The organism is Amycolatopsis sp. NPDC031561 (assembly GCF_055580625.1).
The window spans coordinates 1-20,429 of record NZ_JBVILA010000027.1 but is presented as its reverse complement, the minus strand read 5'-3'; the positions used below and the strand labels follow the sequence as shown (position 1 = coordinate 20,429).

At 70.1% G+C, this 20,429-nt stretch carries 20 protein-coding genes and 1 rRNA gene; 2 read left to right on the top strand and 19 right to left on the bottom strand.

Annotated features, from left to right (window positions below; genetic code table 11):
* Positions 1-25: 25 nt before the first annotated feature.
* The 6 genes from ACZ5IK_RS36925 to xerD all read right to left on the bottom strand — a co-directional run bounded on the left by ACZ5IK_RS36925 (position 26) and on the right by xerD (position 4,858).
* On the bottom strand, positions 26-778 hold the full coding sequence (locus ACZ5IK_RS36925) for a pseudouridine synthase (protein WP_101608728.1): 753 nt from the start codon (positions 776-778) through the stop codon (positions 26-28).
* On the bottom strand, positions 768-1,481 hold the full coding sequence (scpB, locus tag ACZ5IK_RS36920; protein WP_465491906.1) for an SMC-Scp complex subunit ScpB: 714 nt from the start codon (positions 1,479-1,481) through the stop codon (positions 768-770). Before scpB ends, ACZ5IK_RS36925 begins: the two co-directional genes overlap by 11 nt.
* Positions 1,478-2,413: a segregation and condensation protein A gene (locus tag ACZ5IK_RS36915; RefSeq protein ID WP_465491905.1), complete on the bottom strand. Its 936-nt coding sequence runs from the start codon at positions 2,411-2,413 to the stop codon at positions 1,478-1,480. The genes scpB and ACZ5IK_RS36915 overlap by 4 nt, the downstream gene beginning before the upstream one ends.
* Positions 2,413-2,850, bottom strand: a complete 438-nt coding sequence (locus ACZ5IK_RS36910) for a cobyrinic acid a,c-diamide synthase (protein ID WP_465491904.1) — start codon at positions 2,848-2,850, stop codon at positions 2,413-2,415. Before ACZ5IK_RS36910 ends, ACZ5IK_RS36915 begins: the two co-directional genes overlap by 1 nt.
* Positions 2,847-3,863, bottom strand: coding sequence for a ParA family protein (locus tag ACZ5IK_RS36905; RefSeq protein WP_465491903.1), 1,017 nt, complete (start codon positions 3,861-3,863; stop codon positions 2,847-2,849). The genes ACZ5IK_RS36910 and ACZ5IK_RS36905 overlap by 4 nt, the downstream gene beginning before the upstream one ends.
* A gap of 92 nt (positions 3,864-3,955) precedes the next feature.
* Entirely contained in the window at positions 3,956-4,858 is a 903-nt protein-coding gene (gene xerD, locus ACZ5IK_RS36900; RefSeq protein ID WP_465491978.1) for a site-specific tyrosine recombinase XerD, read from the bottom strand.
* A 119-nt stretch (positions 4,859-4,977) separates the two neighbouring features.
* Between xerD and ACZ5IK_RS36895 the strand changes: the two genes are divergently transcribed.
* A complete protein-coding gene (locus tag ACZ5IK_RS36895) occupies positions 4,978-5,457 on the top strand; it encodes a DUF1707 SHOCT-like domain-containing protein (protein WP_465491902.1) in 480 nt (159 codons plus the stop codon).
* 76 nt (positions 5,458-5,533) lie between these two features.
* Here the strand turns inward: ACZ5IK_RS36895 and ACZ5IK_RS36890 are convergent, their stop codons facing one another.
* Both ACZ5IK_RS36890 and ACZ5IK_RS36885 read right to left on the bottom strand, forming a co-directional pair.
* Positions 5,534-6,160, bottom strand: a complete 627-nt coding sequence (locus tag ACZ5IK_RS36890; protein WP_465491901.1) for an NUDIX domain-containing protein — start codon at positions 6,158-6,160, stop codon at positions 5,534-5,536.
* The gene (locus ACZ5IK_RS36885) at positions 6,157-7,857 is read right to left on the bottom strand and encodes a CTP synthase (protein WP_465491900.1); all 1,701 of its coding nucleotides are present in this window, start codon (positions 7,855-7,857) and stop codon (positions 6,157-6,159) included. Before ACZ5IK_RS36885 ends, ACZ5IK_RS36890 begins: the two co-directional genes overlap by 4 nt.
* Before the next feature lie 88 nt (positions 7,858-7,945).
* Here ACZ5IK_RS36885 and aroA point away from each other — a divergent pair, with 88 nt between their 5' ends.
* Positions 7,946-9,232, top strand: coding sequence for a 3-phosphoshikimate 1-carboxyvinyltransferase (aroA, locus tag ACZ5IK_RS36880; RefSeq protein ID WP_465491899.1), 1,287 nt, complete (start codon positions 7,946-7,948; stop codon positions 9,230-9,232).
* Here aroA and ACZ5IK_RS36875 read toward each other — a convergent pair.
* The 11 genes from ACZ5IK_RS36875 to rrf form a co-directional block, all read right to left on the bottom strand.
* A complete protein-coding gene (locus ACZ5IK_RS36875; RefSeq protein ID WP_465491898.1) occupies positions 9,229-10,155 on the bottom strand; it encodes an aminoglycoside phosphotransferase/kinase family protein in 927 nt (308 codons plus the stop codon). The two genes, aroA and ACZ5IK_RS36875, sit on opposite strands and share 4 nt — an antisense overlap.
* A gap of 23 nt (positions 10,156-10,178) precedes the next feature.
* A complete protein-coding gene (locus tag ACZ5IK_RS36870) occupies positions 10,179-10,856 on the bottom strand; it encodes a GntR family transcriptional regulator (protein WP_465491897.1) in 678 nt (225 codons plus the stop codon).
* A 178-nt stretch (positions 10,857-11,034) separates the two neighbouring features.
* Positions 11,035-11,982: a copper transporter gene (locus ACZ5IK_RS36865; protein WP_465491896.1), complete on the bottom strand. Its 948-nt coding sequence runs from the start codon at positions 11,980-11,982 to the stop codon at positions 11,035-11,037.
* Positions 11,979-13,163 (bottom strand): putative cytokinetic ring protein SteA, encoded by a 1,185-nt coding sequence (gene steA / locus ACZ5IK_RS36860; protein WP_101608740.1) that lies wholly within the window; start codon positions 13,161-13,163, stop codon positions 11,979-11,981. The genes ACZ5IK_RS36865 and steA overlap by 4 nt, the downstream gene beginning before the upstream one ends.
* A 127-nt stretch (positions 13,164-13,290) precedes the next feature.
* Positions 13,291-15,087: a DNA repair protein RecN gene (recN, locus tag ACZ5IK_RS36855; protein WP_168214344.1), complete on the bottom strand. Its 1,797-nt coding sequence runs from the start codon at positions 15,085-15,087 to the stop codon at positions 13,291-13,293.
* Positions 15,088-15,191: 104 nt separating this feature from the next.
* On the bottom strand, positions 15,192-16,103 hold the full coding sequence (locus tag ACZ5IK_RS36850) for an NAD kinase (protein WP_101608742.1): 912 nt from the start codon (positions 16,101-16,103) through the stop codon (positions 15,192-15,194).
* Entirely contained in the window at positions 16,100-16,915 is an 816-nt protein-coding gene (locus ACZ5IK_RS36845) for a TlyA family RNA methyltransferase (protein WP_101608743.1), read from the bottom strand. The genes ACZ5IK_RS36850 and ACZ5IK_RS36845 overlap by 4 nt, the downstream gene beginning before the upstream one ends.
* A 4-nt stretch (positions 16,916-16,919) precedes the next feature.
* Positions 16,920-17,126: a hypothetical protein gene (locus ACZ5IK_RS36840; protein WP_101608744.1), complete on the bottom strand. Its 207-nt coding sequence runs from the start codon at positions 17,124-17,126 to the stop codon at positions 16,920-16,922.
* Positions 17,127-17,184: 58 nt separating this feature from the next.
* Positions 17,185-18,174, bottom strand: a complete 990-nt coding sequence (locus ACZ5IK_RS36835; RefSeq protein ID WP_465491895.1) for an HAD-IIA family hydrolase — start codon at positions 18,172-18,174, stop codon at positions 17,185-17,187.
* The gene (locus ACZ5IK_RS36830; protein WP_465491894.1) at positions 18,167-20,173 is read right to left on the bottom strand and encodes a tetratricopeptide repeat protein; all 2,007 of its coding nucleotides are present in this window, start codon (positions 20,171-20,173) and stop codon (positions 18,167-18,169) included. Before ACZ5IK_RS36830 ends, ACZ5IK_RS36835 begins: the two co-directional genes overlap by 8 nt.
* Before the next feature lie 165 nt (positions 20,174-20,338).
* A 5S ribosomal RNA gene (rrf, locus tag ACZ5IK_RS36825) occupies positions 20,339-20,429 on the bottom strand; the annotation flags it as partial.

The following is a 20,429-nucleotide window of genomic DNA, read 5'->3' as shown; positions in this document are numbered from 1 at the left end:
GGTGCAGTAGAGCGGAAAGTCTTGGTTACAGATCGACAGCGCGGTAGAGCGAGCCGACCTCACCGCGGTTGAGCCGCCGGATCGAACCCGACCGCTGCGCGCCGAGCTGGACGTCGCCGAGCGCGGTCCGGACCAGTTTGCGCACCGGATGCCCGGTGGCCGCCATCAGCCGCCGCACGATGTGCTTGCGGCCTTCGTGGATGACGAGCTCGATCTGGGTGCGACCGGCCAGCATGTCCTTGACCCGGAACTGGTCGACCTTGACGATGCCGTCCGGCAGCTCGAAGCCCGCCCGCAGCTCCTTGCCGAGCCCGCGCGGGACGATGCCCTCGACCTCGGCGAAGTAGGTCTTCAGCACCTGGAAGGACGGGTGCATCAGCCGGTGACCGAGGTCGCCGTCATTGGTGAGCAGCAGGAGGCCTTCGGTGTTCTCGTCGAGCCTGCCGACGTGCACGATGCCGGGCATCTCCTCGTACCGGCCGCGCAGGTAGTCGCCGACGCACGGGCGGCCGCGGTCGTCGCTCATCGTGCTGTGCACGCCCTTGGGCTTGTTCAGCACGAGATAGACGAGGTCTTCGCGGACCTGGACGCGGGTGCCGTCGACGTGGATCACGGAGTTGTCCGGATCGACCCGGCGGCCGAGTTCGGTGACCACCTTGCCGTCCACGCTCACGCGACCGCGCACGATCAGGTCCTCGGCCGCGCGCCGCGAGGCGACGCCGGCCTGCGAAAGGACCTTCTGCAGCCGAATGCCGTCGGGATGGGCGTCAGATGTCATCGATGGTGTCCACTTCGGGTAGCAAGGGAGCGATCGGGGGAAGATCGGCCAGGGACGACAGTCCCAGTCGCTCCAGGAACAGCTCGGTCGTCACGTACAGCGTGCCAGTGGTTTCGGGGTCGGTCCCCATCTCCTCGATCAGGCCGCGTGCCAGCAGCGTCCTGATCACCCCGTCCACGTTCACACCTCGGACGGCGGCGACCCTGGCCCTGGTCACCGGCTGCCGATAGGCGATCACGGCGAGGCTCTCCAGCGCGGCTCGCGTCAGCTTGGAACGCTGGCCGTCGAGCAGAAGCTTCTCCACGAACGGGGCATAGACGTCCCTAGTGTAGAACCGCCACCCTTCGCCGACTCGGCGCAGGTCGATTCCGCTGGATCGGTCGGTGAACTTCTGGGACATCGTGCGCAGCGCGACGGTCACCCGAGACTCGGGCTGGCCGACCGTCTCGGCGAGCGATTCCTCGTTGATCGGCGAGTCCACGACCAGCAACAGCGCTTCGAGGGCGGCCTCGAGCACCTCGTCGGAGGTGACATCGGGGTAGTCGCCGTCACCTGCCGCCACGAGTCCTTCGTCGGCAGGCGCCTCCGGCTCGGCCACGGTTTCCGGCTCAGCCGCGGTTTCCGGCTCGGCGGTGTCCGGCTCGGCGACAGTCTCGTGCTCGGCCGGGGTCTCTTCGGTCTTCTCGGTCTCTTCGGGGCTCACCCGTACTCCTCGTCCTCGACGACGGCCAGATCCTGCTCGGCCGCCACTGACGCCTCCGCCACGGACCCGCCGGTCCAGCGCACGTGCAGTTCGGCGAGCGCCTCCAGCTGCTCGAACTGGACCGTCGCCTCGCGGTACAGCTCCAGCAGCGCGAGGAACCGCGCCACGATCTCGACGGTGTGCTCGCAGTCCTCGACGAGCTCGCTGAACGTCGCCTCGCCCTTTTCGGCGAGCTTGAGCCGCAACAGCGCGGCGTGCTCGCGGACCGAGACCCGGCCCATGTGGATGTGGGCGATCGACACCGTCGGCGGCGGCTTCGGCCGGAAGACGGCGACGGCGATCTCGGCGAACTTCGCCGGGTCGACGCCGAGCATCACCTCGGGCAGCAGCCCCATGAACCGGTCTTCGAGCGCGACCGACCGCGGGTAGCGCCGCAGCGCGCCGGCCTCCAGCTCACCGAACAGCGCCGCGACCTGTTTGTACGCCCGGTACTGCAGCACGCGCGCGAACAGCAGGTCCCGTGCTTCGAGCAGGGCGAGGTCGTCTTCGCTCTCCACCTCGGCGGCGGGCAGCAGCCGCGCCGCCTTGAGGTCGAGCAGCGTCGCCGCGATGACCAGGAACTCGGTCGTCTCGTCGAGGTTCCATTCCGTGCCGAGCGCGCGGGTGTAGGCGATGAAATCGTCCGTGACCCGGTGCAGCGCGACTTCGGTGACGTCGAGCTGGTGCTGCGAGATCAGCTGGAGCAGCAGGTCGAAGGGACCCTGGAAGTTCGCCAGGTTCACCTTGAACTTGGACGTGCTCAGCTCTTCGCTGGCCAGTCCTTCGGGAACCATCCCGCCGTGCACGGTCTCGTGCACGGCGGGGGTCTCGTCTGCCTCTGTCCGCTCGACCGGCTCTGGGCCGCTGGGAGCAGCCTCGGCCGGGTCGTCCATCAGCTCTCGGTCTCTTTCCCGTCCTCGCTGCCCGCCCGCAATCGCTGGACGAGGACCGATTCCTCACCGGCCGCGTCGAAATCGGCCAGCAGGACGGCCACCGCCTCGCGGACCAGCCTGCCGCGATCGAGCACGAGCCCGTGCTTCGCCCGGAGGTTCAGCCTGGCCTGCTCCATCGCCAGCAGTTCGTCGCCGGAGACGTAGACGGTGATCTTCGCGTCGTGTTTGGTCCGTCCGGAGCCGCTGCGCGCGGCCCTGGCCAGCTGTTCCTTGTGCGCTTGTCCCGCCCCGTTCGAGGAGCCGGTCTCCGCGTCGTGCCCGTTGCCGTTCCCCGTGGCGGGGGCGGGCTGTTCGGGCGCGGGCGGGAGATCGAGGGCAGGACTGGAGGTGATCCTGAACAGTTCGGACGCTCCGGGCAGGGAAGCTCGCCTGCTCACCGAGCGATCACCTCGCGGGCCAGTGCGCGGTAAGCCGCCGCACCGGCTGATTTGGGAGCCCAGGTCGTGATCGGCTCGCCCGCGACCGTGGTCTCGGGGAACCGCACGGTGCGGTTGATCACCGTGTCGAACACGGTGTCGCCGAATGCCTCCACCACTCTCGCCATGACCTCCTTCGAGTGCAGGGTTCTCGGGTCGTACATGGTGGCGAGAATCCCGGTGATGTCCAGTTTGGGGTTGAGGCGTTCCTGCACCTTCTCGATGGTGTCGATCAGGAGCGCTACGCCTCGCAGACTGAAGAACTCGCACTCCAGAGGGATGATCACACCGTCCGCGGCGGTCAGTGCGTTCACCGTCAACAGGCCAAGCGAGGGCTGGCAGTCGACAAGAACATAGTCGTAGTCGTTCATGACCGGACGAAGGACCCGTAACAAAGTGTGTTCGCGCCCTACCTCTGCGACCAACTGGACCTCGGCCGCGGACAGGTCGATGTTGCTCGGCAGCAGGTCGACGCCGTCGACGCGGGTCTTCCGGATGACGTCGGTGATGCTGACCGACCGCTCCATGATGACGTTGTAGACCGTCTGGTCCAGTTCGTGCGGCTGAATGCCGAGCCCGACCGAAAGCGCGCCCTGGGGGTCGAAGTCGACCAGCAGTACCCGGCGGCCGCATTCGGCGAGGGCCGCGCCGAGGTTGATGGTCGACGTGGTCTTGCCGACGCCGCCCTTCTGGTTGCACATGGCCATCACCAGTGCGGGACCGTGCCGCTCCAGCGGCTTCGGTTCGGGAATCTCGCGGTACGGGCGGCCGGTCGGGCCGATTCCTTCCCTCTCGCGTTCTTGCTGCTTGGTTTCCTTGGCGCGCTTGGCCTTGCGGCCGCGAGAAGAGATCGTGTCCTCCGACGGTTCGTCGCCGTCGTGTTCGGCGGGGGTTGCGATGGTCACCTGGTGGAGGCTCGCCGCGGCCGAACCGGCGGACGCGGACGGCTTCGCCGGCTCGTTCGGTGTCGACATGGCGCGAAATCTCCTCCTCGGCAGGGTCTTCGGCAGCCTATGCGCGATTCGCGAGTCGTGACAAAGAGGCTCGCCGGGATCGACAGGGTCGATTAGCCGAGCGCGCGGGGATGTGCTGTCGCGTAGACCTCGCGAAGTGTGGTGACCGTGACCAGCGTGTACACCTGAGTGGTGGTCACCGACGCGTGGCCGAGCAGTTCTTGCACGACACGGACGTCCGCGCCGCCTTCGAGCAGATGCGTGGCGAAGGAATGACGCAGCGTGTGCGGGGAGACGCCCGCCGTGATGCCCGCGGATTCCGCCGTGTCCTTGAGAACCTGCCACGCGCTCTGCCGGGAAAGCCGGGAACCGCGGGCGTTCAGGAACATCGCCGGTGTCCCCCGGCCGTGCAGGGCGAGCACCGGCCGCGCGCGGACGAGGTAGGCGTGCACCGCTTCGAGAGCGGGACGGCCGATCGGCACGATGCGCTGTTTACCGCCCTTCCCGTCGAGCAGCACGGTCCGTTCGGCGTCGTCGATGTCGTCGACGTCGAGCCCGACTGCCTCGGAGATCCGCGCGCCGGTGGAGTAGAGCAGTTCCAGCAGCGCCCGGTCCCGCAACGGCCGTTCGCCCTCGGGCGGTGGGGTTTCCAGCAGTTTCAGCACGTCGTCCACCGGCAGCGCCTTGGGCAGCCGCTTGGCCGCCGCGGGCGGACGGACCTCGCGCGCCGGATCGTTTTCGGTGAGGCCGTCGGCGTGCGCGAACTTGTGCAGCCCTCGCACCGCGACGAGCGCGCGTGCCGCCGAGGACGCGGCCAGCGGCCGATGCTCCTCGTCGCCTTCGCGCAGTGCCGCACCGAACGAGGTGACATGCGCCGGGGTGACATCGGTGAAGCGTTCGACCTCGGCGCCGCCGAGGTACGCGGTGTACCGGCGCAGGTCGCGGGAGTAGCTGTCGAGGGTGTTCCTCGCGGTTCCGCGCTCGACCACCAGATGGTCGAGGTAAGCGGCGACCACCTGGGCGACTCCGGCACCGCCAGCCCGTGACACACCGACACTCTAGGACCACGGGGGCCACTCGCGGAGGTTCGCCGCGCGCGGTACGGCGCGGGTGTGAAACGGGATACCTTGGAGAGATGTCCCAGCACCCGGGCCCGGAGGAGATGCGCATCGGCACCGCCGAGCGCGAGGAGGCGGCGCGGCTGCTCGCCGACCACTACAGCCAGGGGAGGATCACGCCGGACGAATACGAAGGCCGGGTCCTCGCCGCCTACGAAGCCGCGACGGTCGGCGAACTCCGCCCGCTGTTCCAAGACCTGCCCGCGCCGCATCCGGCCTGTTTCTCGCCTCGGTTCACCCAGCCGGTCCACGTCTACCGGCAGCCGGCCGCGATGGTGCCGTACTCGCCGAAGTCGAAGGTCACCGCCGGGGTGCTGCAGATCGTGCTGCCGTTCGGGACCGGGCGGTTCTACACCGGGCATGTCGGGATCGCGTTCGCCCAGCTGGCGGTCGCGGTGTTCACCTGCGGTATCGGGGTGGCCTGGCCGATCGTGGACGGGATCGTCCTGCTGGCGAACGGCGGCACCGATCCGCAGGGCCGCCGCCTTCACGACTGAGCGCCCACGAATGCCATGAAAGTCCCCTTCATTGCAAATTTGCAATGAAGGGGACTTTCATAGCGCGCGAAGGGACCTAGAGACCGCGCGAAGCGAACTTCGTCGGCCGGTCCTCCCAAGGAGCGTCCGCCGGACGTGAGGAAGCCGCACCCGTGAGCACCGCGTGCGCGGCCAGCACGCCGCCGACGGTCGCCCCGTTCACCAGCTCACCGGCCAGCGCCATCCGGACCGCCTCGGCGAGCGGGAACTTCCGCATGACGAGGTCGGCTTCCTCCTCGCCGAGGATCTCCCTGTCCACTTCGGACAGTTCCCGGGCGAGGTAGACGCGGACGACCTCGTCGGTGAAGCCGGGCGATGCGGCGACGTCGACGAGGGTCTCCCAGCGTTCGGCGCTGAGCCCGACCTCCTCGACCAGCTCGCGTTTCGCCGCGCCGACGGCGTCCTCCCCCGCCTTGTCGATCAGGCCGGCGGGCAGTTCCCACAGCCGCCGCCCGACCGGGTGGCGGTACTGGTGGATCAGCGTGACGGCGCCGTCGGCGTCGAGCGCGACGACGGCGACCGCGCCGAGGTGTTCGACGACCTCGCGGCGGGCGGTCCCGCCGCCGGGCATCACGACCTCGTCGACCCGCAGCCCCACGACACGTCCGATGTGGACGTCCCTTGTGGACGCGACGGTGAACTCGTGCTTGCCGGGCTCGGTCACCGGGCCACCGCGGGCGTTTCGGCCAGCTCGACCGGGAGCCGCTCGGCGACCTTGCGGTCCACGACGGCCTTCACGAACGCGCTGAACAGCGGATGCGGCCGGGTCGGGCGGCTCTTGAGCTCGGGGTGCGCCTGGGTGCCGACGAAGAACGGGTGCTTGTCGGCGGGCAGCTCCACGAACTCGACCAGGTGGTCGTCGGGCGACGTGCCCGAGAACACCAGACCGGCCTCGGAAAGGCGCTTGCGGTAGGCGTTGTTGACCTCGTAGCGGTGACGGTGCCGCTCCGAGACCTCGGTGCTGCCGTACGCCTTCGCGACCTGCGAGCCCGGCTTGAGCTTGGCGAGGTAGGCGCCGAGCCGCATCGTGCCGCCCATGTCGCGCTCGCCCGCGACGACGTCGCGCTGGTCGGCCATCGTGGAGATGACCGGGTTCGCGCTCGCGTCGTCGAACTCGGCCGAGTTCGCGTCCTTGATCCCGGCCAGGTTCCTGGCCGCGTCGATCACCATGCACTGCAGGCCGAGGCACAGGCCCAGCAGTGGCAGCCCGTGGGTGCGGGCGTAGGCGATGGCGCCGACCTTGCCCTCGATGCCCCGCACGCCGAACCCGCCGGGCACCAGCACACCGTCCACATCGGACAGCGCGGCGGCGGCACCGGCCGGGGTCTCGCAGGAGTCCGAGGGGACCCAGGAGATCTGCACCTTGGCGCGGTGGGCGAACCCGCCCGCGCGCAGCGCCTCGGTCACCGACAGGTACGCGTCCGGCAGGTCGATGTACTTGCCGACGAGCGCGACCCGCACCGTTTCCGACGGGTTGTGGACGCGGTCGAGCAGATCGCCCCACACCGTCCAGTCGACGTCGCGGAACGGCAGCCCGAGACGGCGCACCACGTAGGCGTCGAGCGCCTCACGGTGCAGCACCTTCGGGATGTCGTAGATCGACGGCGCGTCGGGGCAGGCGATGACGGCCTCGGTGTCGACGTCGCACATCAGGCCGATCTTGCGCTTGAGGTCCTCCGGCAGCTCACGGTCGGCGCGACAGACGAGCGCGTCGGGCTGGATGCCGATGTTGCGCAGCGCGGCGACCGAGTGCTGGGTCGGCTTGGTCTTCAACTCGCCCGACGGCGCGAGGTACGGCACCAGCGAGACGTGGAGGAAGAAGCACTGGTCGCGGCCGACGTCGTGGCGGACCTGACGGCAGGCCTCCAGGAACGGCAGCGACTCGATGTCGCCGACGGTGCCGCCGACCTCGGTGATCACGACGTCCGGGCTGTTCCCGTCCTCGTCAGCGCCGGCCGCGGCGGTGATCCTCGACTTGATCTCGTCGGTGATGTGCGGGATGACCTGCACGGTGTCGCCGAGGTACTCACCACGGCGCTCCTTGGCGATGACCTCGGAGTAGACCTGCCCGGTGGTGACGTTGGCCTTGCCGTCGAGAGCCCGGTCGAGAAAACGCTCGTAGTGCCCGATGTCCAGATCGGTTTCGGCGCCGTCGTCGGTGACGAACACCTCACCGTGCTGGAACGGGTTCATCGTGCCTGGATCGACGTTGAGGTACGGATCCAGCTTCTGCATCGTGACCCGGAGCCCACGTGCGGTAAGGAGCTGACCCAGGCTGGAAGCCGTGAGTCCCTTACCCAGAGAGGAGGCAACGCCTCCGGTGACAAAGACATACTTGGTAGCCCGCGACTGAAGTCCCACGGGCTTCCACCTTATCGCACGCCCGCCGAAGCGCTCACCGGCCACGCCGCAAGCGTCCGATGGAGTGGAAAACCGCTACCCTCGCGACGTGACAGACGCGCACGACACCTGGACCGCACCGGTCGCGGAAGGCCCGCTCGACGCGGACGTCCGTGTCCCCGGCTCGAAGTCGATCACCAACCGGGCCTACGTCCTCGCCGCGCTCGCCAGCGCGCCGACGCGGGTGCGGACCCCGCTCGACTCCCGGGACGCGCGGCTGATGCTCGGCGCCATCTACGCCCTCGGCGCCCATTCGCAGGAAGGCATCTCCGGCTACCTCGTGCACCCGCTCGGCCCCGGGCGCGTGCATCCCCACGACACCGTCCGGGTGGAACTGGGCAACGCGGGCACGGTCGCCAGGTTCACCCCCGCGCTCGCCGCGCTGGGCACCGGCCCGGCGCTGTTCGACGGGGACGAGGCGCTCCGCCGCCGTCCCATCGGCCCGCTGCTGAAGGCGCTGCGCGGCCTCGGCGCCCGCATCGACGACGACCGTCGCGACGCGGTGCCGTTCACCGTCCACGGCGAAGGCGGCCTGCGGGGCGGCAAGGTCGATCTGGACGCGTCGGCGTCGAGCCAGTTCCTGTCCGCGCTGCTGCTCGCGGGGCCGTCGTTCCAGCAGGGCGTCACCGTGCGCCTGGTCGGCGGCCCGGTGCCCAGCGAGCCGCATATCGCGATGACCGTGGAGATGTTGCGCCGCTTCGGCGCCACTGTGGACCGCGAGGGCGCCGAGTTCCATGTCGCTCCGACACGGCTCTCCTGCCCCGAGTACGTCGTCGAGCCGGATCTCTCGACGGCGGCGCCGTTCGCCGCCGCCGCGGTCGCGACCGGTGGCACGGTGCGGATCGCGGGCTGGCCACAGCAGACGACCCAGCCAGGAGACTGGCTCCGCAGCCTCCTGCCCGTCCTCGGCACGACCGCCGAACTCGACGCGGGCGGCCTGACGGTCACCGGCAGCGGCACGATCCCCGGCGTCGAGCTGGATCTGCACGACGTCGGCGAGCTGACGCCGGTGATAGCCGCGCTGCTGTGCTTCGCCGAAAGCCCGTCGGTTATCTCCGGGGTGGCGCATCTGCGCGGCCACGAGACCGACAGGCTGACCGCGCTCGCCACCGAGCTGTCGTCGTTCGGCGCCGACGTCCGCGAGACCGAGGACGGGCTGCGGATCACGCCCGCGCCGCTGCACGGCGGGAAGTTCCACACCTACGACGACCATCGCCTGGTGATGGCGGCCGCGGTGCTGGGGCTGAAGGTCGAAGGCGTCGAGGTGGAGAACCCGGGGACGGTCGGGAAGACCTACCCCGGATTCGCCGAAGCCTGGACGTCGATGCTCGGCTAGGCCGGGAACGGCGTCTCCCGCCATTGGTCGATCATCGGCTTGAGACCGTCCACGAGCATCGGCAGGTCGGGCGCCATCGCCAGACAGGCAACCACCTGCAGCAGGCCGACGCCCTCCATCGTCCGCAGCACACCTTCGTCGACCTTGCGCAAGCCCAGTTCCGTGGCGGCGGCGTTGTAGGCCTCGATGGCCTCGGGGCCGTTGAAAGCGAGGTCGCGTTCGATCGGGCCTCGGTTGACGAGCTCGAAGTCGGAGTAGAGCTCGCCTTCGGTCGTGACGATCAGGTTGTAGCCCGGCGAGTCTCCGTGGATCGGCTGGACGGTGCTCCCGGGGAAGGCCCTGGCGAACGCCTCCTCCGATTCCAGCAGTGGCCGGAAGTGCTCCCATTCGCGGCGGGCGCGGTCGAGGTCGGCCGGGTCGAGCAGGTCCGGCCGGTCTTCGAGCTGGGCGAGAGCGTCCGGGATGAACGGATCGAGCCCGGTCAGGAACGCCAGCTCGCCGGGGTACTCGCGGAGCGCGGCGTGCAGCTTCGCCACGAGTCCCGCCGAGTATTCGGCCCTGAGGTTCGCGTCCTCGACGAACTCGACGAGCTCCCAGAACGTCATTGAGAAACCGTCCCGCCGCACGGGTTCCGCAGGCACCAGCGGACTCGGCTTGACGACCGGCAGCCCCTTCTCGCCGAGCCAGGCGGCGACCGCGAGCTCACGCCGCTGGTCGGCCAGCTGCGTCTCCAGGGTGGTGGTGCGCGGCAGCACTGTCGGCACACGCACGACCACGGGCGAAGGCGCCAGCTTCACGATGACGGAGAAGACGTCGTACAGGACCTCGGGTTCGATGACGGCGAGTCCGAGGTCGCGGCCCGCGGCGACCGCGGCGGCCACCGCCCGCGCGGTGCGGGCGGCCCGTTGTTCGTCGGTGATCATCCGGCGAGTCTGACATGTCCGGCTCAGCCCGCGGAGCGTTCTCCGCCGTCCTCGGGGAACAACGTCCGCAGCGTGACCGCGCGATTCACGCGGACGTGCTCCACGGCGTGGTCCCGCGCCCTGCCCGCATCACCCGAAGCGATCGCGTCGTAAAGGCGGCGGTGCTCGTCGAGCAGTTCGCCCCAGTGCTCGTTCTGGCTGGTGAGCCAGCGCAGCCTGCCTTCGAGCGGCCGCAGGATCTCGTGCAGCAGCCCGTTGCCCGCCAGCGCGACGATCTCGTCGTGGAAGCGGGTGTTGAGCGAGGTGATCCGAGCCGGGTCGCCGCTTTCGGTGGCACGCGCCGCGTCGGTGAGCAGGCGTTCGAGCGCGCGCAGTTCCGGCTTGCCCGCCCGCTCGGCGGCCAGCCCGGCGGCGAGGCCTTCGAGCGCCTCACGGACGTCGAACAGCTCCTCGACGTCGGCCTTGGCCAGCCGTCGCACGACGATCCGCCGGGGCGACTGCACGGCGAGGAAGCCTTCGGCCTCCAGACTGCGGATGGCCTCGCGCACCGGGACCCGCGAGACGCCGAGTTCCTCGGCGAGTTCGCGTTCGACGAGCCGGTCCCCCGGTTTCAACCGCCCGGTGAGGATCCGTTCGCGCAGCTCGTCCCGGACCCGTTGCCGGGTCGCGCCCAGCGGCTGCCGCGGTCCTTCCTCGGCCACCCGATCTCCCCTCGACACAGCCGTAACAGCTCGTACCCGAGTTTATCGGCAGAAACCTCGACGACGGCCAGAACGCCCGCCCGCTCCCCAAAACCCGTCTCTGGCCCCGCAATTAGTCCTCTAGTTGCGGTAGTTAGTGCCACCAACTACCGCAACTAGAGGACGAAACGCGAGGGGGTCAGTTGCCCGCGGCGGCGATTCCGGGGGCGGGAGCCTGGGCGTTGCCCGCGATCCCGTAGCGTCCGGCGCCGCCTTCGAGCTGCTCGCGCAGCGCCATGATCGTGGTGACCCGGCCCGCCGCGGTCTCCGCGTTGTCCACAGTGGACAGAATCGAGGTCGACGAGGTGTCGGCGCGGACGACGCCGATCGCGCCGGTGCCGTCGGCGGATCCCGCGTCGCCCGCCAGTACCGTGCCCGCGCCGGACCGGTCGAGCTGCGCCGCGAAGCGCGCGACGGTCGAAGCACGATCACCGGCGCCGTCGCCGGTGTACTTGGAGCCGGTGAGCACGATCGCGAGCTGCGCGGGTTTGACGTCCTGGCCCGCCTTGAGGAAACCGCCGTCGGTGAGGCCGCCGAGCGCGGCGGCGAGTTCCACCGGCGTCGACTGCGGCTGCGCGTTGTCCTTGTTCAGCAACGCCACCGAGCCGAGCAGCGCGCCGGCGAGGGTGCCGGGGTCGCCCGCGGTCGGGAACTGGACACCGGCGGGCTGCAGGCGTGTCACGACGTCACGCAGCTGATCGGACCGCATCGGGTCGGAGAACGCCTCGGTCAGCTGGATCTCGCCGGTGACGGCGGCGCCCGCCTGCCCGACGAGCTGCTTGAGCGCGTCGCGGTCCGCGGGCTTCGCGTCCTCTGTGGTCACCAGCACCACCGAACGCTTGTCCAGCTGATCGGCGACGACCTTCGGTCCCATGGCCCCGGCGAACGTGTCCGCGTCGCTGAGCCGGGCGTTGAGCGAATTGCGCTGCGCCTCCAGATCCGCGACCTGGGACCCCAGGTCCTCCTTCTGGCTGGCGAGCCCCGAAAGCAGCGAACCGTTCAGGGCGGTGGACCCGAGCACCACCCCGAGCGCGAGCGCCAGGAAGCAGGCGGCGATGGAAACGATGTGGTACCGCAGAGAAATCACGTGAAGAGTCCCTTGCCCCAGGCGATGAACGAGTTCCAGGTGTCGCGGATCCAGTCGAGGTAGACCGAACCCACGTCGGAGACGAGCAGCGCGGCCGCGACGGCCACCAAGGTCGCCAGTACCAGCAGCACGATGGCGCCGATCGACACCCGGCTGCGGTGCAGCGTCGCGACGGCCTTGCCGTCCACCAGTTTCGTGCCGAGCTTGAGCCTCGTGAGGAACGTCGACGGGTTCGACCCGGACCGGCCGTGGTCGAGGAATTCCCGCAGTGTCGCCTGGAAACCGACCGTGACCACCAGACTCGCCTCGTGCGCGTCCGCCAGCAGGAGCGCGAGGTCCTCGGCGTTGCCCGTCGCGGGGAAGGTGACCGCGCCGATCCCGAGGTCCTGGATGCGCTCGACGCCCGGCGCGTGTCCGTCCGGCTGCGCCGGGACCACGACCTCACCGCCGCTGCGGAGCGTCTCTGCACCGATGCCGTGCGGGTCGCCGACGATGACGTCCGGCTGGTACCCCTGCGCGCGCAGGGTGTCCGCCCCGGCGTCGACACCGATCAGCACCGGCCGGTGCTCGGAAATGTACTTCTTCAGTTTCTTGAGGTCTTCGGCGTGCCCGTTGCCGCCCGCGACCACGAGGGCGTGCCGGTCCTTCAGCGGGACCCGGATCTCCGGCACCCCGACACCGTCGAGAATGAGACTGCGTTCCCGGCGCAGGAATTCGATCGTGTTCGCGGAGAACGCCTCCAGCTGGGTGGACATCCCGGCCTTGGCCTCGATCATCTGATCCGCGACGCTCTCGCGCGTCTGCTGGATCCCCGATCCGAGCTGCCGCTCACCGATGTAGACGACGCCCTCGTGCAGGCGGAGTTTCGTGCCGTCCTTCACCTTGCGCAGCAGTTCGCCGCCGACCGAATCCACCAGCGGGATCCCCGCCTCGAGCAGGATCTCCGGGCCGAGGTTGGGGAACCGGCCGGAGATCGACGGCGAGGCGTTCACCACCGCCGCGACTTCGGCCTCCACCAAGGCGTCGGCCGTCGAACGGTCGAGATCGAGCTGGTCGAGGACGACGATGTCGCCCGGGCTCAGCCGGCGGAGAAGCTCGCGCGTACGCCTGTCGACCCTGGCGACGCCGGTGATACCGGGGAGGGTCTCTTGGTTACGCGTGAGCAAGCCGGTGAGCTTCATGCGACCGATAGTGACAAATTCGCGCGGCCTTCTGCGTCCGCCACGCCGATGGAAACACGCCGATTAACCCACACCGGGTCGGGCTACGCCGGTTGTCCCACGATGGGGTTGACCCGGTTTCGGAGCGCTATTTCGCCTTCTTGCGCTTTCCGCCGCGACGGGCTTTGGGCTTGTCCGGCGCGCTCTTGTCGGCCTCGGCGACGGCGAGCAATTCCTCCGCGTGCGCCCGGCCGGTCTCGGTGCTTTCCATTCCGGCGAGCATGCGCGCGAGTTCGACGACGCGTTCCGATTGTTCGAGGACTCGCACGCCACTGCGGGTCACCCCGCCGCTCGTGCCCTTGTCCACCACCAGATGCTGATCGGCGAACGCCGCCACCTGCGGCAGGTGCGTGACCACGAGGACCTGGTGACTGCGCGCCAGCCGCGCGAGCCGCCTGCCGATCTCGACCGCGGCGCGGCCGCCGACCCCGGCGTCGACCTCGTCGAACACCAGCGTCTGCACGGTGTCCGCATGCGCGAGGACGACCTCGATCGCCAGCATCACACGGGAAAGCTCACCGCCGGAAGCGGCCTTGTGCACGGGAAGCGGCGGGGCGCCGTTGTGCGCGCGCAGCAGCAGTTCGACGTCGTCGATCCCATCGGGACCGGCGTGCACGAGCCTGCCTTCGACCTTCACCGCGTGCGAATCGCTCTCGTCCACCGTGCGCCGCTCGACGGTGATCTCGATCTCCGCCTGTCCCATGGCGAGCCCGGACATCTCGGCGGTGATCGCCTCGGCCAGTTCGGCGGCGGCCTCGACGCGCGCCTCCGACAGGCGGAGGGCGTGCTCGGCGAGGGTCACGGCGAGCGCGTCACGGCGAGTGGCCAGTTCGGACAGTGCCTCCTCGGAGGTGTCCATCGTGGACATCCGGCGGCGGGCGTCGTCGGCCCAGGCGAGCACACCGTCCACATCGGCCGCGTACTTGCGCGTGAGCCGCTTCAAGTCGGCCTGGCGCGCGAGCACCTTTTCCAGGAGCGCGGGATCGGCGTCGAGCGTTTCGAGGTAGCTGCCCAGCTCGGTGCTCACTTCGGACAACAGCACCGAGGCTTCGTCCAGCCGGGGCCCGAGTTCACGCAGCACGGCGTCCTCGGAACCGGTCAGGTGGCGCGTCGCCTCGCCGATCAGTCCCAGCGCGCCGGGCGCGTCCGGATCCCCTTCCGCCGAACCGGCGACGGCGGCGTGCGCCGCGCTGGACGCGGACCGCAGTTCGTCGACCGCGGCCAGGCGCTTGATCTGCTCGGTGAGTTCGGTGTCCTCGCCGGGTTCCGGCGCGACGGCGTCGATCTCGGCGAGCCCGTGCCGCAGCAGGTCGGCCTGCTGGGCCATCTCGCGGGAGCGGGTGGAGCGCTCGGTCAGTTCGGCGACGACGGCGAGCCAGTCGTCCCGGACCGCGCGGTACTGCTCCAGCGGTTCGGTGACGGCCTCGCCGGCGAACCGGTCGATCACCGCGCGCTGCTCGGCGGGCCGCAGCAGCCGCAGCTGATCGTTCTGCCCGTGGACGGCGATCAGCTGCTCGGACAGGTCGGCGAGCACGCCGACCGGCACCGAACGGCCACCGAGGTGAGCACGGGACCGGCCGTCGACCGAAACCGCGCGCAGCGCGATGACACTGCCGTCCTCGTCGACCTCCGCCCCGGCGTCGGTGACGATCCGGGTGGCGCCCTCGGCACCGCCCAGCTCGAATCGGCCTTCCACGAAGGCCTTCAGCATTCCCGTTCGCACCTTGGACACTTCGGCTCGGCCGCCGGAGAGCAGGTGCAACCCGCTGACGACCATCGTCTTGCCCGCACCCGTCTCACCGGTGACCACGGTGAAGCCCGCGTGCAGTTCCAGCAGGGCGTCCTCGATGACTCCGAGGCCCTGGATGCGCATCTCGGCCAGCACGACGCCCACCGTAGCGGCCCACCCCGACCGTTCCCGCACCCGCCACGTCATGAAAGGGGCTTTCAAGACGTTTTTCGTCCTGAAAGCCCCTTTCATGACATCCGTCAGCGGGCGTGTCGCTCCCGCCAGCCCTTGATCGGCAACGAGAACTTGTGCACCAGCCGGTCGGTGAACGGGCCTTCCCACAGCCGGATCAGCCGCACCGGCACCCGGCCGCAGGTGACCCGCACGGACGCGCCGGCGGGAAGATCGAAGGTCCGCGATCCGTCGCAGGTCAGAACGGCGGGCGACCCGTCCGGATCGATGGCGACGGTGATCTCCGAGTCGCGGGAGACGACCAGCGGCCGGGAGAACATCGCGTGCGCGTTGCTCGGGACCACCAGGAGCGCCTGGACGTCCGGCCAGATGATCGGGCCGCCCGCGGAGAACGCGTACGCCGTCGAGCCGGTCGGTGTGGCGCACAGGACGCCGTCGCAGCCGAAGGACGACACGGGCCTTCCGTCGACCTCGATGAGCGCGTCCAGCACTCGCTCACGCGAACTCTTCTCGACGCTGGCCTCGTTGAGCGCCCACGTGTGGACGGTCTCCTCACCGTCGACACTGACCACGACGTCGACGGTCATCCGCTCTTCGACCTGGTAGTCGCCGTCGACGGCCCGCTGGACGGTGTCGGCGAGCTTGTCCGAATCGGCCTCGGCGAGGAAGCCGACACGGCCGAGGTTCACGCCGAGGACCGGAACACCGTTCGGCCTGGCGAGTTCCGCGGCCCGCAGGAGCGTGCCGTCACCGCCGAGTACGAACACCAGCTCGGTCCCGGCGGCCGGGTCCTGCTCCGGCGCCATGACCGTGCAGGGCGCGCCGATCCCGCCGTCCGCCTCGAGCATCTCCCGGACGTCTTCGTCGAGCACCCGCAGCCGCACACCGGCTTTGGCGAAACGGGCCGACACCTCGCGTGCCGCGTCCCGGGTCGCGTCCCGGTCCGGGTGCACGACGAGCAGCACCTCGCGATCGCTCATTGGGGTCCCTCCAGGACTGCGGTCCGGACGAGCCGTTCGGCGTCGGTGCCGATGGTCTCTCCCGCCCCGCGGGTAAGCCAGACGAAGTATTCGACGTTCCCGGACGGCCCGGGGAGCGGGCTCGCCACGACGCCACGCAGGCGCAGATCCAGCTTCTCGGCCTCGGCGAGCACGCCGAGCACCGATTCGACCCGCAGCTCGGGATCACGGACGACGCCACCGCTGCCGAGCCGGTCCTTGCCGACCTCGAACTGCGGTTTCACCATCGGCACCAGGTCGGCGCCGTCCCGCGCGCAGGCGGCCAGCGCGGGAAGCACGATTTTGAGCGAGATGAACGAGAGGTCCCCGACCACGAGGTCGACCTGCCCGCCGAGGTCCTCCGGGGTCAGGTTGCGGACGTTCGTCTTGTCGAGGACGACCACGCGGTCGTCGGTGCGCAGGCGCCAGTCCAGCAGACCACGGCCGACGTCGGCCGCGATCACCGTTGCGGCGCCACCGCGCAGCAGGACGTCGGTGAAGCCACCGGTCGAGGCGCCCGCGTCGAGGCAGCGCTTTCCCTCGGTGGAAAGACCTTGCGGGGTGAAGGCTTCGAGCGCGCCGAGCAGTTTGTGCGCGCCTCGGGAGGCCCAGCCGGGATCGTCGCTGTCGCGCACCACGATCGGCGCGCCGGACTCGACCCCGGTCGCGGGTTTGGTGGCCACCATCCCGCGCACGCTGACCTTGCCCTCGGCGATCAGAGCGGACGCTTGCTCGCGGGAGCGGGCGAGACCCCGCCGGACGAGCTCCGCGTCCAGGCGGGCGCGTTTGGGCACGCGGTCAGACCTTGTCGATGGTGGACAGTGCCACCGTCAGCTCGGTGTGCACGGCTTCGAAGCGGTCGACGTGCTCCGAGAGCGGAAGCGAGGCCAGGTCGTCGAGACCCGCCACGGCCTCGTCGACCCCGGCGCGGGGATCCGTGTCCTGCTGCGCGAAGTGGTCTGCCTGGATCGCCGGTGGTCCGGGTACCGGCGGGGGGCCGGGCATCGGCGGTCGCGGAACGGGGTGGTGGTGGTCTTGCACCCCACCAAGTTAGCAGCGCTGGTCAGGCGAGGCGCAGCTCGCCGAGCGCGGCGCGGGCGGTGTCGCCCACACCACGGACCTCGGTGATCCCCGACTCCCAGGCCACCGCGCACAGCGCGCGCAACAGGTCCAGGGAGTCACCTTCACCCTCGGCCTCGAGCACGTCACCCTGTGCGGTGACGCGCCAGCCGTCCTTGGGCCCGATTTCGAGCAGATCCGCGCGGTCACTCAGCCCGGTCAGGTCCTGCGCGAGGTAGCGCGGACGCTCTTCGGGCCTCGCCTTGAGCAAGGACGCCGCGTCGGCGACACCGGTCATGACGCAGAGCGCGTCGATCCCGGCCGCGACAGCGCCCTCGATGTCGGTGTCGAGCCTGTCGCCCACCACGAGTGCCCGCTCCGCGCCCGCGTCCCGCGCCGCCGTGGTGAACAGCAGTGGCGCCGGCTTGCCCGCCACCAGCGGTTCGAGGCCGGTGGCGTGGCGCAACGCGGCCACCATCGACCCGTTGCCCGGCAGCAGACCGCGCTCGGTCGGCAAGGTCGCGTCGACGTTGGTCGCCACCCACAGCGCGCCCGCGCGGATGGCGAGACACGCCTCCGCGAGAGCGGCCCAGGTGTTGTCCGGGGAGTGCCCCTGGACCACGGCCGCCACGTCCGGACCGGCTTCCCGGACCGTCCGCAGCCCGACCGACTCGATTTCGGCGGCCAGCGACTCCGTACCCACGACGAGCACGACGGCGCCCTGAGGCAGCCGCTCACCCAACAGGGTGGCGGCCGCCTGAGAGCTCGTGTGGACCTCTTCGGGGGTGGCGGGCAGTCCGAGTGCCTCGAGGTGCTCGGAGACCTGCGCGGGCGCCTTGGAGGCGTTGTTCGTCACCCACCGGACGGCGGTGCCGCCGTCCCGGAGCGCACGGAGGGCTTCCGGTGCGCCCGGGACCACGGTGCTGCCGTGATAGACCGTCCCGTCGAGGTCGAACAGGACCGCGTCGTACCCGGCTGACAGAGCGTCAGCCATTCGTGAGCTCCGCGGCGCGCTCGGCGGCGTCGGTCTCGTCCTCCTCGTCGGCCTCTGCCGCGTTGAGGAACCAGCGGATCGCTTCCTCCTTGCGGTCGGCGGCGGCGAGGTTGTCGGCGTAGGCGTAGAAAAGCCTGGCGCTCCACGGGTCGCGCTTCTCGGCCTTGAGGTCGTCACTCTGCAGGGAGACGACGGCGGCGTCGAGCTGACCGAGGTCGCGGCGCGCGCCGGCGGCGACGATCGCGAGTTCGATCTGGGTCGCCTTGGACAGACGCTCCTTGTCGACCTCCTTCGCGAGATCCAGCGCCCGCTCCGGACGGCCGATGGCCCGCTCGGCGTCGGCGATGATCGCGATGTGGTCGTCGGCCCGGGTCATCCGGCGGACGGCCCGCAGCTCGGACAGGGCGTCGGACCAGTTGCCCGCGTGGTAGGCGACCAGGCCGAGCGCCTCACGGACGATCGGGACCCGCGACGCCTTGGCCTTCGCGTACTTGGCGTGCGCGAGCGCGGCCTCGGGGTCATCGTCGACCAGCCCGCCGGCGGCGACGAGGTGCTTGCCGACGGTCTCCGCGAGTGCCTTGGGCAGGGTGCGGAGTTCGCGGCGGGCGTCTTCGTCGAGGTCGGAGAACTCGATGCCTTCGGGCAGTTCCGGGGCCTCGAGCAGCTCGCGCGCCAAGGTCTCGTCGTCGATCTGCTTGTCGTCCACGCGGGGCGAGGACCGGAAGTCCTTGCGCCCCTCGGAACGGTCACGCTGGGGACGGTCGTCGCGCTTGCGCTCGAACCGGCCTTCGCCGCCGCGGGAGTCTCCGCGCTTGTCGTCGTACCGCTTCTCCGGACGGTCACCGGAAGGCCTGCGGTCGGGACGGTCGCCGGAGGGGCGGTAGCCGCCACCACGGTTGTCGCCGCCACGACTGTCGCCACCGCGGTTGTCGCGATCGCCGTAGGACTTGCGCTCGTAGCCACCGCTGCTGGGACGACGGTCTCCCGAGGAGGGACGCTTGTCGTCGCGGCGGTCGCTGTTGTAGCCACCGGAACGCGAACCGCCGCGGTCGTCACGATCACGGTAGGAGGACGGGCGACGGTCGTCGCCACCGCCCCGGTTGTCGCGGTCGCCGTACGACGACTTGCCCTGGGGGCGTCCTTCGTACCGGTTGCCGGACGGGCGGTCGTCGGAACGGCCGCGGTTGTCCGAGCTGTAGCCCGAACGGGCCGGGCGGCTGTCGGAACGCTTCTCGTACCGGCCCTCGGAACGGTTGTCCGAGCGGCTGTCCGAACGATTGTCGGACCGGTTGTCATAACGGCGCTCGGGACGGCTGTCGGAGGAGCGGTAACCGCCACGGTCGCCACCGCGACTGTCGCTGCCACGGTTGTCACTGCCACGGCTGTCGTTGCGGTTGTCCGAACGGTAGCCGCCACGGTCGCCGCGGTTGTCGGACCGGAACCCACCGCGGTCACCGCCACGATTGTCGCTGCGGTTGTCGCCGCCGCGATAGCCTCCACGGTCACCGCCGCGGCTGTCGCCACCGCGGTTGTCCGAGCGGTAACCACCACGGTCGTCGCCGCGGCTGTCCCGGTTGTCCCGACGATCGTCGGACCGGTAGGCACCGCCGCGGTTGTCCCTGCTGTCGCGACCACCCGAACGGTCGTCACGACGGTCGCCGGCGCCGGGGCCCCGGCGGTCGTCGTTGTTGTAGCGCGGACGGTTCTCGTCACGGCCCTGCCCGGCGAACCGGCTGCTACCGGAGCGCTGGTCGCGGGGACCATCGCCACTGCGCGCGGGCTTGCCGGAGTAGCTGCTCGTACCGCGGGCACCGCGGTCGTCACGGCGCGGGCGGCCCTGGTAGCCGCCGTCGCGGCCGCCCCGGTCCTGCCTACCGCCGGCGGAACCACGCCGGTCACCTCGCTGCGCGTCAGACCGGCCTCCGCGGGGACTCTCGTCCCGGCGGCCCGACCGGCCGGACGCGCCATCATCTGAGTCACGTCGACCGAACTCGGACACCTGGCCTCCTGCCACTATTGAAAAAGTTTTCGATACCGGCGACACCCTCGGGGCGCGCCAACGGACCACTGTAGTCCGTCCCTGGACATGAAAAGAGACAGGGCCCTGACCGGGGAGAACCTGTCAGAGGTTCTCGACCCTGGTCAGGACCCTGTCCTGAAGTTAGTCCGGCGGTGTCCTACTCTCCCACAACCCTTCGGTTGCAGTACCATCGGCGCTGTCAGGCTTAGCTTCCGGGTTCGGAATGGGACCGGGC